Source organism: Pseudomonas sp. o96-267 (assembly GCF_003935465.1).
Taxonomy (GTDB): domain Bacteria; phylum Pseudomonadota; class Gammaproteobacteria; order Pseudomonadales; family Pseudomonadaceae; genus Aquipseudomonas; species Aquipseudomonas sediminis.
Map to the genome: position 1 here is coordinate 107,946 of NZ_RHQP01000005.1, position 18,813 is coordinate 126,758.

Sequence of the window (18,813 nt, forward strand, 5' to 3'; positions counted from 1 at the left end):
CTACCTCACAAGAGCGAATTCGCTCAGCTGTTGCAGGGCTTCGCTGGCCAGCGCCTGGAACAGGTTGCCGAAATCGGAAAGCCCCACCCAGAAAATCACCAGGCCCATGGCCAGGGTCAAGGGGAAGCCGATGGAAAAGATGTTCAGTTGCGGCGCGGCGCGCGTCATCACGCCAAACGCCAGGTTGATCACCAGCAGCGCAGTGACCATGGGCAGCGTCAACAACAGGCCGGCGCCGATCACCCAGCCCAGTTTGCCAGCCAGCTCCCAGTAATGATTGACCATCAACCCTTGCCCGGACGGCAGCGTGACGAAGCTCTCCGCCAGAATTTCCAGCACTACCAGATGGCCGTTGATGGCCAGAAACAGCAAGGTCACCAGCATCAGCATGAACTGGCCAAGCACCGGCACCGACACACCATTGGTAGGGTCGACCATGGAGGCGAACCCCAGGCCCATCTGCATGGCGATGATCTGCCCCGCAACGGCGAACAGATGAAAGAACAACTGCAGAATAAAGCCGAACATGGCGCCGATCAGCACCTGCTCGAGGATCAGCAGCAGACTACGCAGGCTCAAGGCATCGACCTGCGGCATCGGTGGTAACGTCGGTACCAGCACCACACTGATGGCCAACGCCAGATAGAGGCGCACGCGGTTCGGCACCAGCTGGGTACCGATGATGGGCATCACCATCAACATCGCCGCGATGCGAAACAACGGCAGCAGGAACTGGCCGACCCAGCCGCTGATCTGCTCGTTGCTCAACTCCAGCATCGCGCCCAGCCCCTCAACCGATGAGGTACGGAATGTTCTGGATCAGCGTCTGGGTGTACTCCATCAGCTGACTCACCAGCCAGGGGCCGGCCCATATCAGCGTGATCAGCATCACCATCAGGCGCGGCAAAAAGCTCAGCGTCTGTTCGTTGATCTGCGTGGCAGCCTGGAACATGGCAACCATCAGACCGACAATCAGGCTTGGCACCACCGCCAGACCGACGATCAGCACGATCAGCCAGAGCGCTTCGCGAAACAGGTCAACCGCTACCTCGGGAGTCATCAAAGGCCTCGCTATATGGTGCCGAAACTGGCGGCCAAGGTGCCCATGATCAGCGCCCAGCCGTCAACCAGGACGAACAGCATGATCTTGAATGGCAATGAGATGATCAGTGGCGACAGCATCATCATCCCCATCGCCATGAGGATACTGGCGACCACCATGTCGATGATCAAAAACGGAATGAAGATCATGAAGCCGATCTGGAAAGCGGTCTTCAGCTCGGAGGTGACGAACGCCGGCACCAGAATGGTCAACGGCACGTCTTCGACACCGGCCAGGTCGGTACGCTTGGACAAACGAACGAACAATGCCAGGTCACTCTCACGAGTCTGCGCCAGCATGAAGTCGCGGATTGGTACCTCTGCCCGTGTCAGCGCCTCCTGAGCGACGATCTCCTCGTTCAGATAAGGCTGCAGCGCATCGGTGTTAATCCGGTCGAAAATCGGCGCCATGATGAACATCGTCAGAAACAGCGCCAGGCCGACCAGGATCTGGTTGGACGGCGTCTGCTGCAGACCCAGCGCCTGACGCAGGATGGAGAAGACGATAATGATCCGCGTGAAGCTGGTCATCAGCATGACGAACGCCGGGATGAAACTCAGCGCCGTCATGATCAGCAGAATCTGCAGGCTGACCGAGTATTCCTGCTGCCCCTGGGCGTCGGTGGACAGGGTGATGGCGGGGATCGACAACGGACTGCTGCCCGTCTGGATCAGCGAATTGCCTGCAGGAGGGTCCTCGGCGAACGCCAGAGAAGCGGCGAGGCTCAGCACCAGCACCAGCAACAAACGCAGCATCAGGATTTGTCCTTCTGATCCTTGCCCATCAGCTCCATCAGGCGCTGGGCGAACTCTGGCGTGGCCTGCTCGGCATCGGCCAGATGCACTGGCTCCTTGAGCACGTGCAGCGGGGTAATGCGCCCAGCGGACAGCCCCAGCAAAATCTGCTCGTTGCCTACCTGCACCAGCACCAGGCGATCACGCGGGCCGAGCGCCTGGCTCGACAACAGCTTGATCACCTGCCCGCCCTTCGGGTTCAGTTGCTGCACACGGCGCAACAGCCAGGCGAGCAGGAAGATCAAACCGATCACCAGCAACAAGCCGAGCAGCAACTGGCCGAGCTGACCGGCTATGTCGCTGCCAGCCATGGGAGTCGCTGCCTTGCCGGCAGGCTCGGCAGCCATGGCCGCCAGAGGCATGCTGAGAAACAGAGCGAGAAGACGAGCCATGGTCAGCGCAGCTTCTTGATACGTTCGCTGGGGCTGATCACGTCGGTCAGGCGAATGCCGAACTTCTCGTTGACCACCACCACTTCGCCATGAGCGATCAACGTGCCGTTGACCAGCACATCGAGCGGCTCACCAGCCAGACGATCCAGCTCGATCACCGAGCCCTGATTGAGCTGCAGCAGATTACGGATAGTGATATCGGTGTTGCCCACTTCCATGGAGATGGACACTGGAATATCCAGGATCACATCCAGATTGGGGCCATCCAGATTGACCGGCAGATTACCGGGAGGCGGTGCGCTGCCGAACTCTTCCATCGGTGCACGCGGTACGGCCGGTTGCGCTGCCTGAGCGGCCCCCTGCCCTGCGAGCATGGCATCGATATCGTCCTGATCGGCATCACCTGCCTCGGCCAGCGCTGCGGCCCATTCATCGGCCAGTGCCTGTTCCTCGGGGGAGGTGTTTTCTTCGTCTGCCATCGTGATTCCTCGCCTGGCTTCTGCTATTCGTTCACGTCGGGCTTTGTCAGCCCTGGAGAGTTACCAACGCCTCAGCGTTGGCGTTCGATTGGTTCCAGCACCTGCAGGGCCAGATTGCCCTTGTGCGCTCCCAGCTTGACCTTGAAGGTCGGCACGCCATTGGCGCGCATGACCACGTTGTCCGGCAATTCCACGGGGATCACATCACCCGGCTGCATATGCAGGATGTCGCGCAGCTTCAACTGGCGACGGGCGACGGTGGCGGCCAGCGGCACGCTGACATCGAGGATGTCCTCGCGCAGGGCCTTGATCCAGCGCTCGTCCTGATCGTCGACATCGGATTGGAAACCGGCATCGAGCATTTCGCGGATCGGCTCGATCATCGAGTACGGCATGGTGATGTGCAGATCGCCACCACCACCGTCGAGCTCGATATGGAAGGTGGACACCACCACCACTTCGCTGGGGCTGACGATGTTGGCCAGCGCCGGGTTGACCTCGGAGTTGACGTACTCGAAGTTGATATCCATGACCGCGTGCCAGGCTTCACGCAGGTCGACGAACGCCTGGTCCAGCACCATACGCACGACACGCAGTTCGGTTGGAGTGAACTCACGGCCTTCGATCTTGGCATGGCGCCCATCGCCGCCGAAGAAGTTGTCCACCAGCTTGAACACCAGCTTGGCGTCGAGAATGAACAGCCCGGTGCCGCGTAGCGGCTTCATCTTCACCAGGTTGAGGCTGGTAGGCACGTACAGCGAGTGCACGTATTCGCCGAATTTCATCACCTGCACACCACCGACGGCGACGTCAGCCGAGCGGCGCAACAGGTTGAACATGCTGATGCGGGTATAACGGGCAAAGCGCTCGTTGATCATCTCCAGGGTCGGCATGCGCCCACGGACGATACGATCCTGACTGGTCAGGTCGTACTGTTTGACGCTCCCCGGCTCCGCTGCGTCCTCGGTTTCCACCAGGCCGTCATCGACGCCATGCAACAGCGCATCGATCTCGTCCTGGGAAAGCAGGTCTTGCACGGCCATCTTCGGCTCCCGCTACTGCAACACGAAATTGGTGAACAGCACCTGCTCGACCACAGTGCTGCCGGTTTCCTTCTGCGCCAGCTCCTGCACGCTGGCCAGCGCCTGCTGCAGAAGCATTTCCTTGCCCAACGGCGTTTGCAGCGCGGCAAAATCTTGACCGGACAGCAACATCACCAGACGGTTACGCAATACCGGCATATGCACCTTGAGCTTCTCCATGCCGGTGGTATCACGGCTCATCAAGGCCATGCTGACCTGCAGGTAGCGGGTACGGTTCTGGTAATTGAAGTTGACCACGAAGGCCGGCATCAGGTCCTGATAGACAGCTGGCTGGCGCACTGGCGCCGCCGATGCCGCAGCCTCTGCCGGTTTGGCCTCCTCGCTCTTATCACCCTTGCTGAGAATGAACCAGGTACCGCCCACGGAAAGGCCAACGGCCAGAAGCAGACCCACCACAATCAGGATGATGAGTTTGAGCTTGCTCTTGCCGGCGGGTTGTCCGTCAGCAGCCGGTGCCGCTTCTTTCTTAGCCATGCCAATAATCCGTCACTATCGGAGTTCTTTCCGCATTCAAAGGGTTAAGAGCAAGTGTTATGCCAGCATATGAGCAGGCTTGTCTAACTCTGGGCGCGGATTTAACAGCGCCAGCTACTTGCTGTCACCCAAAATGCATTCGCCCGGGCACCTTTCGGCAACCCGGGCGAATACAAGTCTAGCGGAGGAACACCGATAATCGGGCATTGCTCAGCGTTTGAGCCCCACTTATGCGTAGTAGTCGACCAGCCCGCGGCCAGAGGTCAAACGCTCACTGCGCACTTCCTGATGGACGCCCGGCTGCAGCTCGTCACTGGCTAGCAGATCATCACGCGAGCCAGAACCACCACGACCGCCCTCGCCCTGCCCCTGCCAGCCGCGGTTAAGCGACTGATCGGAAACGTTGGCATCGGCCAGATTCATGCCTTGCTGCGCGAACAGCTCACGCAAGCGATGCATTTGCCCTTCCAGCGCTTCGCGCACCCCGGCATTGGGGCTGGCGAACGTCACCTGGGCCTGATCCTGGGACAGGTTCACCCGCACCTCAAGACGCCCCAACTCCGCCGGGTCCAGTTGAATTTCAGCCGACTTGAGGTTCTGACTGGACAACCACATGACACGATCCACCACGGCCTCGCTCCAGCCCCCCTGATGCATGGCCACCGGCTGGCCGGGCACCAGCGGCGTGCGCTGGGCGGCACCGACCTGATGATTGAGCGCCTGCGTCAGCGCATTGAGCTTGCTGACGAACTGATCCGGGCGATTGGGCTGAACGCTGTCCTTGAGACTTTCCAGGGCATCCTTGGCCAGGCTTTCCAGCGGCAGGTCCAGCACCGACTCGTCAGAGCTTTCGGCCGCCTCCTCCCCCTTGCCCATAGCGGACATGGCCGCAGCGAAGTCCGTGCTGGTCGCCACCCGCGTGCTCTTGATCGCAGCGTCTTGCGACAACTGCGCCTTGCCCGCTTCTTCTGCCGGCTGCTTGAGCTGCGCCAGCGGATCGAGAACATCTTCCTCCAGCACTGGCTCAGCAGTATCCGCAGCACTGGCATTGGCGCCGGTGATCACCAGCGCCGGCAACTCCGGCGAGTCCTGGGTGACCGCAGCATCCTCTACTGGCACCTGGATACCGCCCAGTGCCATCGCCAGCAACGGGTCGAGCTCTTCTTCAACGCCCTCCTGGGTCGGCAAGGAATTGCCGGGGGCGGCAACCGAGGGCTGCTCGGCGGCAGAAGAGGCAGTGTCAGCCGCTCCTGAAGAAGCAGCAGGCTTCTGCTCTTGGCTGGATTTATCGGTACTGCCAGTACGCTCGCCAGGCTTGGCCTGACGCTCCTTGGCATACATATCGGCAAAGCTGGAAGCACCGTTCTTGCTGGGTTCCGGCGCTTTGGCCGGTTGCTTCGCTTTGCTCTTCACCTCAGGCGTAGCCTGCAGGCGTAGGTCGGGCAACGCGGACATGGACGCTCTCCGTCTGATCGGTCGTGACGGGATCAGAGCAAAGGACGGGCCAACTCGTGAAAAGGCATCAGAGGCGATAACGCTGGCGCTCGGATTTGAACAGGATGCGCACGATGGCGAACTCACGCTCGACCTGCTCGATCAGCGCCGGGGCCAGGTCCAGTGCCTCGCGCCGACCGGCGTCCTCGAGTTCCTTGCACAGGCTGGCCAACAGTACCGCGCCCATGTTGCTGCAACTGCCCTTGAAGCTGTGCGCAGCCAGTCGCAGCCCCTGCGCATCATCCTCGGCCTGCGCCTGATGCAGCAGGCGCAAACGCTCTTCGGAATCGGCAACGAAGGTATCGAGCAAAATCGGGTACTCGTCTTCCATGACGTCCTGCAGCGCCGCCAGGACGGCATCGTCGAGATGGATATCGGACACCGGGTCACTCCCTGAACATCAAGCCCCGGATTATGCCTCAGCGGACCAACAAAACTCCACGCTGACGCCTCGTCCGTCGGGGCCGCAACCAAAACCGTCGCTCAGCTCACGGACCAGCGCCAGACCGCGCCCGCAAAGTGCGTCATCTCGCAGTGCCACGACACTGGCTGGATCGAAACCAGGCCCGCTGTCCTCTATCCCGACGATAAGGCGGCCGCCATTTCCCTCCGGGAGCATCTGCAGGTGAAAGCGCACATAGCCATCGTGTAATGACGCCAGACGCAAACGCCGCTCTCGGTAGTACTCGGCAAAACCGCTGGCATCCTGCTTGAGCGAGGAATCCAGCCCCATCACGCCATGTTCCAGCGCATTGGAATAGAGCTCGGCGAGCACGGTATACAGCTCGCCGCCACGCGGTCGCAACGCCCGTACGTCCAGCAGCAGCTGCAGCAAGAATGGCAACGGATTGAAATGGCGCAGGCTCAGCGCTCGAAACTCGAAACTGGCCGCCCAGTCCATCACGCTGCCCTGGCCGCTGTCGGCAAAAGCCAGCGGCCGGGGGCGCTCGTCGTCTTCGGCAAGCCCGACCTGGACCATGCTGACGTCGTCCTGCTGTTCACCGCGGAACGCCACCAGCGCCTGCTGGATTTCCTCGAACAAGGCCTGTGGCTGCCGATTGGCCTCCAGCAGCCGGAGCAGGCGTTCCTCGCCGAACAGCTGGCCGCACTGGTCACTGGCCTCGAGTACCCCGTCGCTAAGCAGAAAGATGCGATCCCCTGGCGCTAGCGGATAGACCTCGCAACGGTCACTGAACGCCGCAGGCTCCAGAACCCCCAGCGGCAGATGGCGAGATACCAATGGCTGACGCGGACGGCCATCGGCATGCAGCAGATAGCCATCCGGCAGCCCGCCATTCCACACTTCGAGCAGCCCACGCTTGCTGCTGATGTTGAGCAAGGTGGCACAGCAGAACACCCCAACCGGCAGGATGCGCTTTAGCTTGGCGTTGATCTCGCGAAGGATCTCGGCGAGCGCATGGCCTTTGGCGGTCATGCCATAGAACACCTCGGCCAGCGGCATAGCGCCAATAGCCGCCGGCAAACCATGACCGGTGAAATCACCCAGCATCACGTGCATGCCGCCGGACGGCTTGTAGGCTGCCAGTAACAAATCACCGTTGAACAGCGCATAAGGCGACTGCATGTAGCGGATGTTTGGCGCATCCAGGCAGCCGGAATGTGCCACCTTGTCGAATACCGCCTTGGCTACGCGTTGCTCGTGCAGCAGGTGCTCGTTGTGCAAGGCGATCAAGTCGCGCTGCTGCAATACCGTATCGTGCAGACGGCGCAGGCGGTCCATGGCCCCGATCTTGGCCTCGAGTATCACCCGGTTATAGGGCTTGGCGAGAAAATCGTCGCCACCGGCCTCCAGGCAACGCACCAGCGCCTCGCCCTCGGTCAGCGAGGTGAGAAAGATGATAGGCACCAGCGCCTCGCCGGCCTGATCCTTGATCCGCCGCGCCGCCTCGAAGCCATCCATCACCGGCATCAGCGCATCCATCAAGACCAGATGCGGACGCTCCTGCTCGAACAGGGCGACAGCCTCCAGACCATTGCTGGCGGTCAGTACGCGGTGCCCTTGGCGACTGACGATGGTGGACAACAGCATGCGGTCGGCCGCGTTGTCCTCGGCGATCAGGATCGCAAGACGCTCAGACATGCTCAGCTGATTTTGAACAACTGCTCGAAGTTGGAGATGGCGAGGATCTTGCGCACGTCACTGCTGCAGTTGAGCAGGCTAATCTGCGCCGAATCGCCGCCTGCGTGATCGCGCAAGAGCAGCAGCATCCCCAGTGCCGAGCTATCCAGATAACTGGTGTCACGCAGGTCGACTTGGTAGCGCTTGGGCGTCACGCTGACGCGCTCATAGGCATCACGGAATTCCTGGTGGGAGGCGAAGTCGAAGCGTCCTCGAATCACGATGGTCAGCTCTTGCCCATCTGCCGAGGGCTGCGAGGTAATGGCCATGTCTACTCCTTTGTCGAGACTCTGCCAGATAGGGCAATTCACGTCTGAAGGTGTAGCATTTGGCCGGCGACGAAACAACCTCTATTCATGGCTCGCCACGGTCTATCAAGCGCTGCGCCAGCTCGTCGAGCAGTTTCTGCTCGCGCTTGTCCTCGGCCAAACGGGCTTCATCGATATAGCGCTGCACCAGTTTGCGCAGCCCCTCGAGACGTGCATAGCGCTGCTGCCAAACGGCACGCACCTTTTCCAGGTTGGCGCGGTGCCACTCCAGACTTTGCTGCTGCTGGCCGACCGCGGTTTCAAGCTGTGACAAAAAGCGCTGGTAGTTCATCAGCCACTGGCCGGAAACGCCCTTGCTGCCCTCACTGATCCACTGCTGCTGGTAGTCGCCACGAAAACGCTCCAGCTCGCCCAGCTTGGCCTCGGCCTGCCCCACCAGCCCTTGGCAATGCCCGAGTTGGCGAGCCGCCTCGCGCTCTGCTTTTTCTGCCATCTCGACAACCGGCTGCAAACGCTTGGCACGACTGAGGCTCATTGCGTCACAGCCTCGATTGCAGCGAAAAGATAGCTAGCCAATACCATCATTGCCCCAGAACGGCAGCCAGTTGCTCCCGGCTCTGCGGCATGCCGACGCTTTCGTCCAACCCCTGACGCAGGTACTGAGCCATGACCGGTTGCCGCGCAATAGCCAGGTCGGTGTCCGCATCCCCGCCTGGAACGTAAGCACCGACGCTGATCAGGTCGCGACTCTGCTGGTAGCGCGACCATAGCTGTTTGAAGCGCTGCGCCTGCTTGAGCTGCTCGGGAGGAACCACCTGCGGCATGACCCGACTGATCGAAGATTCGATATCAATAGCGGGATAGTGCCCTTCCTCGGCCAGGCGCCGGGACAGGACAAAGTGCCCGTCGAGCACACCACGTGCGGCATCGGCGATGGGGTCCTGCTGGTCATCACCCTCACTCAATACGGTGTAGAACGCAGTGATCGAGCCGCCGCCGGCTTCGGCGTTGCCCGCACGCTCGACCAGCTTGGGCAGCTTGGCGAATACCGACGGCGGGTAGCCCTTGGTCGCTGGCGGCTCGCCAATGGCCAGGGCGATTTCGCGCTGGGCCTGGGCATAGCGAGTCAGCGAATCCATCAACAGCAGAACGTTCTTGCCCTTGTCGCGGAAATATTCGGCGATACGGGTGCAGTACTGCGCGGCACGCAGACGCATCAGCGGCGCCTCGTCGGCCGGCGAAGCGACCACCACGGAACGCTTGAGGCCTTCCTCGCCAAGGATCTCGTCGATGAACTCCTTGACCTCACGACCACGCTCGCCGATCAGCCCGCCCACGATGATCTCGGCCTCGGTGAACCGGGTCATCATGCCCAGCAACACGGACTTACCCACGCCGGTACCGGCGAACAGGCCCAAGCGCTGGCCACGCCCGACGGTAAGCAAACCGTTGATCGAACGAATACCAACATCCAGCGGCTGGCTGATGGGGTCGCGGTTGAGCGGGTTGATGGCAGGGCCATCCATCGGTACCCAGTCCTCGGCCTTCATCCCGCCCTTGCCATCCAGGGCGCGACCGGTGCCGTCGAGCACTCGGCCAAGCATGGACATGCCCATGGGCAAACGCCCGGCATCGGGTAGCGGCACCACGCGTGCGCCAGGCGCAATACCAGCCAGACTGCCCGCCGGCATCAGATAGATCTTACCCCCGGAGAAGCCCATCACCTCGGCCTCGACCTGAACTGGATGGTAGCTGTCTTCGTTGATGACCAGGCAGCGACTGCCTATGGCCGCGCGCAGCCCTTCAGCCTCCAGGGTGAGACCCACCATGCGTAACAGGCGGCCTTCAAGTATGGGCTGGCTGGGCAAGCTGATCGCATCGCTGTAGCCCTCCAGACGCCGGGCGAAGCTCACGCGGTCAACGCGCATCGTCGCGATCCAGGTCCAGATTGATGTCCGCTTCCGGCGGCTGGGTACTCTGCGCGCGCTGCTGTTCGAACAATTGCTTGAGTGCCTGCGCCATGCGCGTCTCGACGCTGGCGTCGATCTGGCTATTCTCCGACTCGATACGGCAACCACCTGGCAGCAAGCTGTCATCCTCGAGGATGCGCCAGCTTTCCTCATGACGCTCGCGCAGCGCCTTGATCGCCTCGAAGTCTTGCGGGTTGACCTGAATGCGCACGTTGCCCGCGCCCATCGGCAACAGTTTGAGCGCTTCGCGCAGCACCTGACGAATTTGACTGGAGTCAGTGCTCAGCTCGCGCTGAATCACCTCGCGCACCATATGGCTGACCAGACGCACCATGGCCACTTCCATTTGCTGATCCTGCTCGGCAATCGGCTCGAGCAACTGCGTCATGAGTTTTTCCAGGCTGCCGACCTTCTGCGCCAAGGCCGCGTCGGCCTCTTGCTTGGCTTTGATCTGGCCGGCGTGAAAGCCGTCCTTCTCGCCCGTGGCGAAACCTTCGTTGTAGGCATCCTGGCGAATGGCTTCGAGTTCATCGAGCGTCAGTGGTTTGACATCTTCGAGTGCGACCTCTTCGACCTGCGCGGCGTCCTGCTGCTCGGATTCAGCTGGAGGCTGCACATGTTCTTCAGTAGCGGCCTCGGCTTCTGCCAGTTCGTCACCCGGCGCGTCGAAGCTGGGCAACGCCCAGCGATCGAACGTGCCGAGATCCTTGGCGCGAATCAGCTCGCTCTCAGGCTCCTTGGCAGCCATGGCTTAAACCATCTCCTCGCCGCCCTTGCCGCCGAGCACGATCTCTCCGGCTTCGGCCATGCGCCGGGCAATGGTGAGAATTTCCTTCTGCGCGCCTTCGACATCGCTGACGCGCACCGGCCCTTTGGCCTCCAGGTCGTCACGCAGCAGCTCGGCTGCACGCTTGGACATGTTCTTGAACACCTTATCCTTGATGGCCTCGTCGGCCCCCTTGAGTGCCAGCACCAGCACTTCGGACGAAACTTCGCGCATCAAGGCCTGGATGCCGCGATCGTCGACATCGGCCAGGTTGTCGAAGACGAACATGAGGTCTTCGATCTGCGTCGACAGGTCTTCGTCTACCTCGCGGATGGAGTCCATCAGCTGACCTTCCACCGAACTGTCGAGGAAGTTCATGATGTCCGCCGCACGTTTGACGCCGCCCATGGTGGCGCGTGTGGTGTTGGCGCTGCCGGAGAACTGCTTCTCGAGGATCTGGTTAAGCTCCTTGAGCGCGGACGGCTGCACGGTGTTGAGCGAGGACACGCGCAGGATGATGTCCAGGCGCACCTTGTGGTCGAAATGGCTGAGCACTTCACCAGCCTGATCCGGGTCGAGGTACGCGACGACGATGGCCTGAATCTGCGGGTGCTCGTAGCGAATCACGTCGGCAACGGCACGTGGTTCCATCCATTTCAGGCTGTCCAAACCACTGGTGCTGCCGCCAAGAAGAATGCGGTCGATCAGATTGCCGGCCTTGTCCTCGCCCAGTGCCTGGGTGAGCATCTTGCGAATGTAGCCATCGGCACCGACGCCGAGGCTGGTCTGATCGCCGACGATGTCGACGAACTCGGCCATTACCTGCTCGACCTGCTCGCGATGAATGTTGCGCATGCCAGCCATGGCCACACCGACGCGCTGCACCTCTTTCGGCCCGAGGTGACGCAACACCTGTGCAGCATCGGTTTCGCCCAGCGAAAGCAGCAGAATCGCGGCCTTGTCGACCTTGTTCAGCTTGGTAGCGGTGCGATTGTCACTCATCGGCGTTGATCCACTCTTTCACGACCTGGGCGACGCGGCCAGGGTCTTCCGCCACTAGGCTCTTGATAGCGTTCAGTTGCGCATCATACCCCTCACTAGGGCTAGGCAACATGATGCTCTGCGGGCCGCCAAGACTGACACGGTCATCGGACAGCTCGCCATCCAGACCTGCCATCGAGCCAAGCTCCACATCACCGGAGCCTGCCAGTTCCTTGCCCCTACCACCGCCGGTGATATTGTTGAGCACCGGACGCAACACGCCGAACACCAGCACCAGGATGAACAGAACACCGAGCACCTGCTTGACGATGTCCCAGAACCAGGGCTGGGTGTAGAACGGAATATCCGGAATTTCTTCGCCCATCGACGCGGTGAACGCCGTGTTGATCACGCTGACGCTGTCGCCGCGACTGGCATCGAAGCCCACCGAATCCTGAACCAGACGAGTGAAGCGCGCCAGGTCATCGGCGGTCCACGGCACCCGGCTGCTTTCGCCGGTGGCCGGATCGACACGTACCTGATCGTCCACCACCACCGCCACCGACAGGCGACGCAGGCGCCCCTGCTGCTGACGTGTGTAGCTGATGGAACGGTCCAGCTCGAAATTGCGGGTGGACTGCTCACGCTTGTCGGCCGGATACGGAGCGAGCATCGGCTGGCCGGTAGCCGGGTCCATGATCTGCTGACCATTGGCATCGACCAGCGGCTGACCAGCCGCTATCGGGCCGGCTGGAGCGGCAGCGCCTGCAGCCTGCTGCGGAGCGGCAGCCGGGCCTGGCGGCTGATTGGACAGCGCACCCGGCACACCCTGTGGCGGCAAGCTGCTCTGACGCTGCTCGTTGACCTGTTGCTCGCTGCGCAGTGCGGGTTGATCCGGATTGAACATTTCGGAAGTGGACTCGACCGAACTGAAATCCACATCAGCCGACACTTCTGCCTTGTAGCGGCCGGTACCCAGCACCGGCTGCAGAATGTTATGCACACGCTGGGTGAACAGCGTTTCCATACGACGGGTGTAGTCGAACTGCTTGCCAGCCATGGTCAGCTCGGACAGCTCCTGCTGATCGGAGAGCAGATTGCCCTTCTGGTCGACCACCGTGACTTGGCCCTTGTCCAACTCAGGCACACTGGTCGCCACCAGGTTGACGATGGCCATCACCTGACTCGGTTCCAGGCTGCGGCCCGGGTAGAGTTCCACCAGTACCGAGGCACTAGGCTTGCGCTCATCACGCACAAAAACGGAAGCCTTGGGCATCGCCAGATGCACGCGCGCCGCTTTGACGTTGTTGAGGCTGGACACCGTGCGCGCCAACTCGCCTTCAAGGCCGCGGCGATAGCGGGTCGCCTCCATGAACTGGCTGGTACCCAGGCCCTGCTCACGGTCGAGAATTTCAAAACCGACGCTATTATCGGTCGGCGCCACGCCAGCGGCAGCCAGACGCATACGCGCACTACTCAGATCGTCGGCCTTGACCAGCAACGCGCCGGAGTTGGGCTCGACGGTGTAGTTGATACCCGCAGCGTTGAGGGTTTCCACCACCTGAGTGGCATCCATTCCATTGAGGCTGCCATAGAGCGGGCGATAGTCCGGCTGCTGCGACCAGAGCACCACGGCAAAACCGATCGCCACGCTGGCAGCCAGACCGACCAACAGGCCGAGCTGACGCAGCACCGACATCTCGGCGAGATTTTCCAGGAAGCTAAGGCCCAACAGGGGCTTCTTCGGCTCGCCTGACTCGGCCTTGGCCGGTACGTTTGCTACTACTGCTTCAGCCATGACTCAACCCTCAGACCGGCATCTGCATGATGTCTTGATACGCCTGGACCAGCTTGTTACGCACCTGGGTCATGGCCTGGAAGGATACGCTGGCTTTCTGCGAGGCAATCATCACATCGGTCAAATCGACCCCGCTCTGCCCCATCTCGAAAGCGGTCGCCAGTTTATTGGAAGCCTGCTGGGTCTCGTTGACCTTGTTCACCGCCTGGCCGAGCATTTCCGAGAAACTCGGCGCCCCTTGCACTGGCTCGCTCGCAGCAGGCTTCTGACGCGCCATGGCCTCAGCCTGCATGGAACGCATTTCCAGCATCAAGCGATTGAATTCGACACCTTGGCTCATGACTTCCTCCACTGCCCGCTTTTTGACACTAGCGGCGCTATGCAGGGGTATTAGCAACAAGGGTGCCAGAATGAAGGAGAGTTCGGAGAGCTGTACAACCGGGAAACCGGTCACCATGATCGGTACGCACAGAACGCCCTAGGGCCGGGCGTTCATGCAAGGTGCGCCGTGCGCACCGCGAAGCTGACGACACACCTGAGCTGCCATGGGGCGCTTAACCTGACAGGCAAAGATGCCCCGAGCGAGAAGTCTCAGCTGGCGTACAGATAAGCCTCGACATCCATCCCGGCATCTCGCATCTGCGCCAGCTTGTATCGCAGGGTGCGCGGGCTGATCCCCAGGCGTTCGGCGGCCTCCTTGCGGCGGCCGCGCTCGGCACGCAGGGTGTCGATGATGACCTGAAACTCACGACGACGCAGGTCCTCGCCCAGTGCGCCGGAATCCACCGCAGCCGGCGGCTCGGCCGGCTGCACCACTGGCGGCGCAACGTTTGGTACGACTGCCAGGCGCGGCGCGGCGCTCTGCACCGTCTGACCTATGGGGGCGTGCAGGCAGAGATCCTGCGCCTGTATCACCCCACCCTGCTGCAGGATCAAGGCTCGCTGAATGGCGTTGTCCAGCTCACGCACGTTGCCCGGCCACTGATGCTGCACCAGGCTCTGCGCAGCCGACTCGGACAGACGCACCGGCACCTGATTCATTTTTTTGACGTGCTTGGCCAGCAGCCGCTCGGCCAGCGGCAGAATATCGGCAGGCCGCTCACGCAACGGCCGCCAGGCCAAGGGGAAGACCGACAGTCGATAATAGAGGTCCTCGCGGAAGCGTCCTGCGGCAACCTCGCTAGCCAAGTCACGGTTGCTGGTGGCCAGCACGCGAATATCCAGGTTGATTGGCTTGCGCGCGCCGACCCGTTCCACCTCACGCTCCTGCAACACACGCAACAACTTGGCCTGCAGCCCCAGCGGCATTTCGGAAATCTCGTCGAGCAGGATGGTGCCTCCGTCGGCCAACTCGAACTTGCCCGGCTGAGCAGTGACCGCACCGGTGAACGCGCCCTTCTCATGCCCGAACAAGGTGGCCTCGAGCATGTTGTCGGGAATCGCCGCACAGTTGATGGCGATGAAAGGCCCGGAGGCGCGCGGCGACTGCTGATGGATATAACGCGCCAGCACCTCCTTACCGGTCCCCGACTCACCCGTGATCATCACCGTCGAATCACTCTGCGCCACGCGTGACGCCAGCTCCAGCAGCTGCACGCTGGCCGGCTCGAGCGCTACCGGACCATCGCAATCCCCCGCCGTCAATTTACCGAGAGCGTGCTTGGCCACCAGTTCCAGCAACGTGCGCGGCTCGAACGGCTTGACCAGATAATCAGCGGCGCCCTGACGGATGGCATCTACCGCCCTCTCTACCGCGCCGAAAGCCGTCATCAGCAATACCGGCAGTTGCGGATAACGACTACGGATCTGCGCCAGCAGTTGATGACCATCCATACCCGGCATGTTGACGTCGCTGACCACCAGCCCGAACGGCTCTTCGGTCAACGCGACCAACGCCGCCTCGGCGCAATCGACCGCCCGATAATCATGCCCGCCCAGGCACAGGGTATCGGCCAGGGCTTCGCGCAGGGCGCGATCGTCTTCAACCAACAGGACTTTGGCAGCCATGGATTACTCCTGATTCGAGTGAGGCGCTGCATCAAGCAGCGGCAAAGAAACGATGGCGCAGGTGCCACGACCTGCACGTGATTGCAGCAGCAACTGGCCCTGATGAGCACGCGCCACCGCCTTGACCACCGCCAGGCCGAGGCCGGTTCCGGTAGTCTTGGTGGTGAAGAAGGGCTCGCCCAGGCGCGCCAGGGTTTCCTGGCTCATACCCGGTCCGTTATCGCTGACGCATAGCCGTAACTGGCCACCGCGGCGATACAGATGAATCTTCAGACGCGCATCGCGCCCGGCAGCCTGAATGGCGTTGTCGATCAGATTGAGGACGGTGCCGACCAGCGTGTCGCGGTTGCACAGCAGCTCGCCGTCGCGCACATCGCACTGCCAGCGCACAGCCATATCGCCCACATGCGCGTCGGCAGCCGCACGCAGCGCATCGAACAGGGCCGACGGCGACAGACGATCCGGCAATGGCAGCTCGCCCCGGGCGAAGATCAGCATGTCGCGCACCTGGTTTTCCAACTCGTGCAGCCGCTCCTTCAAGCGCCCGGCGAAGCGCTGCTGCTGTTCGGCCGGCAGTACCTGTTCATTGAGGTGGCTTGCATAGAGCAACGCAGCGGAAAGCGGTGTACGGATCTGATGGGCCAGGGAAGCGACCATGCGCCCCAGCGCCGATAGGCGCTCATGGCGAGAGAGCTGATCCTGCAGGCGACGGGTTTCCGTCAGGTCAGTCAGCAGCACCAACTGCCCCGGCTCCCCATGCAGGGAACGCGTGGCGATAGATAGACGGCGGCCGTCGCGCATGGAAATTTCATGACCATCGTCTTCGCGCGGGGCGAAGTTGCGTGCGATCACCTGACGCCAGAGCATGCCCACCAGGGGCTGGCCGAGCAGCGCACGCGCCACGGGGTTGGCCTCGCGCACGACGCCCTGACCGTCGATGACGATCACACCGCCAGGCAACAGATCCAGCAGGCTTTGCAGACGATGGGCCAGGCGCTCCTTCTCCGCCAGTTCCTGCATGCGCTGTGCACTGACCAGCGCCAGTTGCCCCTTCAGCTCATTGACCCGCGCCTCAAGCAGGCTGTAGGACTCACTGAGCTGATTGGACATCTGGTTGAACAGGGCAAAGGCCTGCTCCAGTCCCGCGCGGCTGGCTTGTTCGAGCGGTGCGGAGCCGTTTGGCTCTGCTGACTCGGTAGGACGAAGGTTGGCTTCCATCGGCTTCTCTCGTACGACGTACCGTCAGAAGACGGTCAGATACAAGAGCTCTAGCAATCCTCGTGCCTACTTTTTTGTTCTTATTTATCAATCACTTGAAAAAACGAAGCCGGAGCTTGCGTCAAAGCTCCGGCTTTCTTTGCGGCGTTACGGATGTTCTGAAAAAGTTACTCACCGTCACTCCCGCGAAGGCGGGAGCCCAGGAGTTTCGCAGGTTCTGGATTCCCGCCTGCGCGGGAATGACGAGTTTTCCAGAGTTTCCTTAGCCTGAGGCTGAGGAATCAATCCTCTTCCTGACCATCCTCTTCGCGGCGGCTCATGCCGTACTTGCGCATTTTCTCGACCAGCGTGGTACGGCGAATACGCAGGCGCTCAGCCGCACGCGCCACCACACCGCCCGCATCGTCCAGCGCCTGCTGGATAAGGCCCTGCTCCAGATTACCGAGGTAGTCTTTCAGATCCAGCCCCTCCGGCGGCAGCATGGCTGGCGTATCGAGGCCCGGTAAACCGGCCATGATCGCAGCGCGCTCTTCCATTTCATCACGCAGGCTGGCTGCAAGCTGCTCATCCTCGTCATCGACATGACGGAATTTCTTCGGCAATTCGCCCACCCCGATCACACCGTATGGATGCATGATCGCCATGCGCTCTACCAGGTTGGCCAACTCACGTACGTTGCCTGCCCAGTCATGGCGACACAACGACATGATGGCAGCCGAATTGAAACGAATGGAGCCGCGCTTCTCGTGCTCCATCCGTGAAATCAGCTCGTTCATCAGCAGCGGGATATCTTCGATACGCTCGCGCAGCGGCGCCATCTCGATCGGGAAGACGTTGAGGCGGTAATACAGGTCCTCACGGAAACTGCCGTCCTCGATCATCTTCTCCAGGTTCTTGTGCGTGGCGGCGATGATGCGCACATCGGCGGTCTGCGTCTTGTTGCTGCCGACACGCTCGAAGGTTCGTTCCTGCAACACACGCAGCAGCTTGACCTGCATCGGCAGCGGCATGTCGCCGATCTCATCGAGAAACAGCGTACCGCCGTTGGCGAGCTCGAAGCGCCCTGCCCGACTGGTAATGGCCCCAGTAAAGGCACCCTTCTCGTGACCGAACAACTCGCTTTCCAGCAACTCGGCCGGAATGGCGCCACAGTTGACCGGCACGAACGGTGCCTCGCGACGCTTGGAGTGGTAGTGCAGATTGCGCGCCACCACTTCCTTGCCAGTTCCGGACTCACCGAGGATCAACACGCTGGCCTCGGTATCGGCGACCTGCTGCATCATCTGCCGCACCTGCTGAATGGCGCGACTGGTGCCGACCAGGCTGCGGAACAGATTGGGCTCGCGCTGCCGCCCACGATCACGAGCCTGGTCGTACATCTCGCGATAGACCTGGGCACGGTGCAGCGAATCGAGCAGCTTGTTATAGCTAAGCGGAGTCTCCAGGCTGGCCAATACACGCCTGCGCAAATCCTCCGGCCACTCGACGATACTGGTGTCGCCGACCGTCAATAACGGCAGGAACTCATCCCAGCCAGCAATCTGCTTGGTCAATTCGAGCACACCGCCCTTGGCCTCGACATCGCCAAGCAAAACACTGAGCACTTCGCGACTCGAACCCAGCTCAGCCACCGCAGCGCGCCAGTCCTGACTGGTGCAAGTCAGGTGCTCTCCCCCGAGAAAATTCAGAATTATCGCCAGCTCGTGGCGGCGCACAGCATTGTCGTCGATCAACAGGATTTTGGTTTCACGCCACATCTTGTATACGTCTGGCCCGAGAAGTGAGGGGAAATGGTACGCCGAGGACTTAGCGAAAACCGGCAATTA

20 protein-coding genes are annotated in these 18,813 nt (G+C 61.5%); all 20 read right to left on the minus strand.

Annotated elements, in window-relative coordinates; translation table 11 throughout:
• On the minus strand, window positions 1–777 hold the full coding sequence (gene fliR, locus EGJ86_RS04930; protein ID WP_099523124.1) for a flagellar biosynthetic protein FliR: 777 nt from the start codon (window positions 775–777) through the stop codon (window positions 1–3).
• Between the two features lie 13 nt (window positions 778–790).
• A complete protein-coding gene (gene fliQ / locus EGJ86_RS04935; RefSeq protein WP_096826229.1) occupies window positions 791–1,060 on the minus strand; it encodes a flagellar biosynthesis protein FliQ in 270 nt (89 codons plus the stop codon).
• A gap of 11 nt (window positions 1,061–1,071) precedes the next feature.
• Window positions 1,072–1,857, minus strand: a complete 786-nt coding sequence (gene fliP, locus EGJ86_RS04940) for a flagellar type III secretion system pore protein FliP (protein WP_099523125.1) — start codon at window positions 1,855–1,857, stop codon at window positions 1,072–1,074.
• Window positions 1,857–2,288 carry a flagellar biosynthetic protein FliO gene (gene fliO / locus EGJ86_RS04945; RefSeq protein WP_106734305.1) on the minus strand — a complete coding sequence of 144 codons (432 nt, stop codon included), beginning with the start codon at window positions 2,286–2,288 and terminating at the stop codon, window positions 1,857–1,859. Before fliO ends, fliP begins: the two co-directional genes overlap by 1 nt.
• Before the next feature lie 2 nt (window positions 2,289–2,290).
• On the minus strand, window positions 2,291–2,767 hold the full coding sequence (gene fliN / locus EGJ86_RS04950) for a flagellar motor switch protein FliN (RefSeq protein WP_125834271.1): 477 nt from the start codon (window positions 2,765–2,767) through the stop codon (window positions 2,291–2,293).
• 71 nt (window positions 2,768–2,838) lie between these two features.
• On the minus strand, window positions 2,839–3,810 hold the full coding sequence (fliM, locus tag EGJ86_RS04955; RefSeq protein ID WP_017679168.1) for a flagellar motor switch protein FliM: 972 nt from the start codon (window positions 3,808–3,810) through the stop codon (window positions 2,839–2,841).
• A 12-nt stretch (window positions 3,811–3,822) separates the two neighbouring features.
• Window positions 3,823–4,344, minus strand: a complete 522-nt coding sequence (gene fliL, locus EGJ86_RS04960; RefSeq protein ID WP_125834272.1) for a flagellar basal body-associated protein FliL — start codon at window positions 4,342–4,344, stop codon at window positions 3,823–3,825.
• A gap of 228 nt (window positions 4,345–4,572) precedes the next feature.
• Window positions 4,573–5,799: a flagellar hook-length control protein FliK gene (locus EGJ86_RS04965; RefSeq protein ID WP_125834273.1), complete on the minus strand. Its 1,227-nt coding sequence runs from the start codon at window positions 5,797–5,799 to the stop codon at window positions 4,573–4,575.
• 67 nt (window positions 5,800–5,866) lie between these two features.
• The gene (locus EGJ86_RS04970; protein ID WP_099523130.1) at window positions 5,867–6,220 is read right to left on the minus strand and encodes an Hpt domain-containing protein; all 354 of its coding nucleotides are present in this window, start codon (window positions 6,218–6,220) and stop codon (window positions 5,867–5,869) included.
• 30 nt (window positions 6,221–6,250) lie between these two features.
• Window positions 6,251–7,939, minus strand: a complete 1,689-nt coding sequence (locus tag EGJ86_RS04975) for a fused response regulator/phosphatase (RefSeq protein WP_125834274.1) — start codon at window positions 7,937–7,939, stop codon at window positions 6,251–6,253.
• Between the two features lie 2 nt (window positions 7,940–7,941).
• The gene (locus EGJ86_RS04980; protein WP_099523132.1) at window positions 7,942–8,247 is read right to left on the minus strand and encodes an STAS domain-containing protein; all 306 of its coding nucleotides are present in this window, start codon (window positions 8,245–8,247) and stop codon (window positions 7,942–7,944) included.
• Between the two features lie 85 nt (window positions 8,248–8,332).
• A complete protein-coding gene (gene fliJ, locus EGJ86_RS04985; protein WP_021489636.1) occupies window positions 8,333–8,782 on the minus strand; it encodes a flagellar export protein FliJ in 450 nt (149 codons plus the stop codon).
• A gap of 46 nt (window positions 8,783–8,828) precedes the next feature.
• Window positions 8,829–10,175: a flagellar protein export ATPase FliI gene (fliI, locus tag EGJ86_RS04990; RefSeq protein WP_125834275.1), complete on the minus strand. Its 1,347-nt coding sequence runs from the start codon at window positions 10,173–10,175 to the stop codon at window positions 8,829–8,831.
• Window positions 10,165–10,965, minus strand: a complete 801-nt coding sequence (gene fliH / locus EGJ86_RS04995; RefSeq protein ID WP_125834276.1) for a flagellar assembly protein FliH — start codon at window positions 10,963–10,965, stop codon at window positions 10,165–10,167. Before fliH ends, fliI begins: the two co-directional genes overlap by 11 nt.
• A gap of 3 nt (window positions 10,966–10,968) precedes the next feature.
• A complete protein-coding gene (gene fliG / locus EGJ86_RS05000) occupies window positions 10,969–11,985 on the minus strand; it encodes a flagellar motor switch protein FliG (RefSeq protein WP_125834277.1) in 1,017 nt (338 codons plus the stop codon).
• Entirely contained in the window at window positions 11,978–13,762 is a 1,785-nt protein-coding gene (gene fliF, locus EGJ86_RS05005; RefSeq protein ID WP_125834278.1) for a flagellar basal-body MS-ring/collar protein FliF, read from the minus strand. The genes fliG and fliF overlap by 8 nt, the downstream gene beginning before the upstream one ends.
• 10 nt (window positions 13,763–13,772) lie before the next feature.
• Window positions 13,773–14,102, minus strand: coding sequence for a flagellar hook-basal body complex protein FliE (gene fliE / locus EGJ86_RS05010; RefSeq protein WP_013714978.1), 330 nt, complete (start codon window positions 14,100–14,102; stop codon window positions 13,773–13,775).
• A 251-nt stretch (window positions 14,103–14,353) separates the two neighbouring features.
• Window positions 14,354–15,769: a sigma-54-dependent response regulator transcription factor FleR gene (fleR, locus tag EGJ86_RS05015; protein ID WP_125834279.1), complete on the minus strand. Its 1,416-nt coding sequence runs from the start codon at window positions 15,767–15,769 to the stop codon at window positions 14,354–14,356.
• Window positions 15,770–15,772: 3 nt separating this feature from the next.
• Window positions 15,773–16,987: a PAS domain-containing sensor histidine kinase gene (locus tag EGJ86_RS05020; RefSeq protein WP_125834280.1), complete on the minus strand. Its 1,215-nt coding sequence runs from the start codon at window positions 16,985–16,987 to the stop codon at window positions 15,773–15,775.
• 281 nt (window positions 16,988–17,268) lie between these two features.
• A complete protein-coding gene (locus tag EGJ86_RS05025) occupies window positions 17,269–18,744 on the minus strand; it encodes a sigma-54 dependent transcriptional regulator (RefSeq protein ID WP_125834281.1) in 1,476 nt (491 codons plus the stop codon).
• Window positions 18,745–18,813: the final 69 nt, after the last annotated feature.

Excerpts from the sequence above, each read along its gene's own strand:
- fliR (WP_099523124.1), bottom strand. The coding sequence starts at position 777 with ATGCTGGAGTTGAGCAACGAGCAGATCAGCGGCTGGGTCGGCCAGTTC.
- fliQ (WP_096826229.1), bottom strand. The coding sequence starts at position 1,060 with ATGACTCCCGAGGTAGCGGTTGACCTGTTTCGCGAAGCGCTCTGGCTG.
- fliP (WP_099523125.1), bottom strand. The coding sequence starts at position 1,857 with ATGCTGCGTTTGTTGCTGGTGCTGGTGCTGAGCCTCGCCGCTTCTCTG.
- fliO (WP_106734305.1), bottom strand. The coding sequence starts at position 2,288 with ATGGCTCGTCTTCTCGCTCTGTTTCTCAGCATGCCTCTGGCGGCCATG.
- fliN (WP_125834271.1), bottom strand. The coding sequence starts at position 2,767 with ATGGCAGACGAAGAAAACACCTCCCCCGAGGAACAGGCACTGGCCGAT.
- fliM (WP_017679168.1), bottom strand. The coding sequence starts at position 3,810 with ATGGCCGTGCAAGACCTGCTTTCCCAGGACGAGATCGATGCGCTGTTG.
- fliL (WP_125834272.1), bottom strand. The coding sequence starts at position 4,344 with ATGGCTAAGAAAGAAGCGGCACCGGCTGCTGACGGACAACCCGCCGGC.
- EGJ86_RS04965 (WP_125834273.1), bottom strand. The coding sequence starts at position 5,799 with ATGTCCGCGTTGCCCGACCTACGCCTGCAGGCTACGCCTGAGGTGAAG.
- EGJ86_RS04975 (WP_125834274.1), bottom strand. The coding sequence starts at position 7,939 with ATGTCTGAGCGTCTTGCGATCCTGATCGCCGAGGACAACGCGGCCGAC.
- EGJ86_RS04980 (WP_099523132.1), bottom strand. The coding sequence starts at position 8,247 with ATGGCCATTACCTCGCAGCCCTCGGCAGATGGGCAAGAGCTGACCATC.
- fliJ (WP_021489636.1), bottom strand. The coding sequence starts at position 8,782 with ATGAGCCTCAGTCGTGCCAAGCGTTTGCAGCCGGTTGTCGAGATGGCA.
- fliI (WP_125834275.1), bottom strand. The coding sequence starts at position 10,175 with ATGCGCGTTGACCGCGTGAGCTTCGCCCGGCGTCTGGAGGGCTACAGC.
- fliH (WP_125834276.1), bottom strand. The coding sequence starts at position 10,965 with ATGGCTGCCAAGGAGCCTGAGAGCGAGCTGATTCGCGCCAAGGATCTC.
- fliG (WP_125834277.1), bottom strand. The coding sequence starts at position 11,985 with ATGAGTGACAATCGCACCGCTACCAAGCTGAACAAGGTCGACAAGGCC.
- fliF (WP_125834278.1), bottom strand. The coding sequence starts at position 13,762 with ATGGCTGAAGCAGTAGTAGCAAACGTACCGGCCAAGGCCGAGTCAGGC.
- fliE (WP_013714978.1), bottom strand. The coding sequence starts at position 14,102 with ATGAGCCAAGGTGTCGAATTCAATCGCTTGATGCTGGAAATGCGTTCC.
- fleR (WP_125834279.1), bottom strand. The coding sequence starts at position 15,769 with ATGGCTGCCAAAGTCCTGTTGGTTGAAGACGATCGCGCCCTGCGCGAA.
- EGJ86_RS05020 (WP_125834280.1), bottom strand. The coding sequence starts at position 16,987 with ATGGAAGCCAACCTTCGTCCTACCGAGTCAGCAGAGCCAAACGGCTCC.
- EGJ86_RS05025 (WP_125834281.1), bottom strand. The coding sequence starts at position 18,744 with ATGTGGCGTGAAACCAAAATCCTGTTGATCGACGACAATGCTGTGCGC.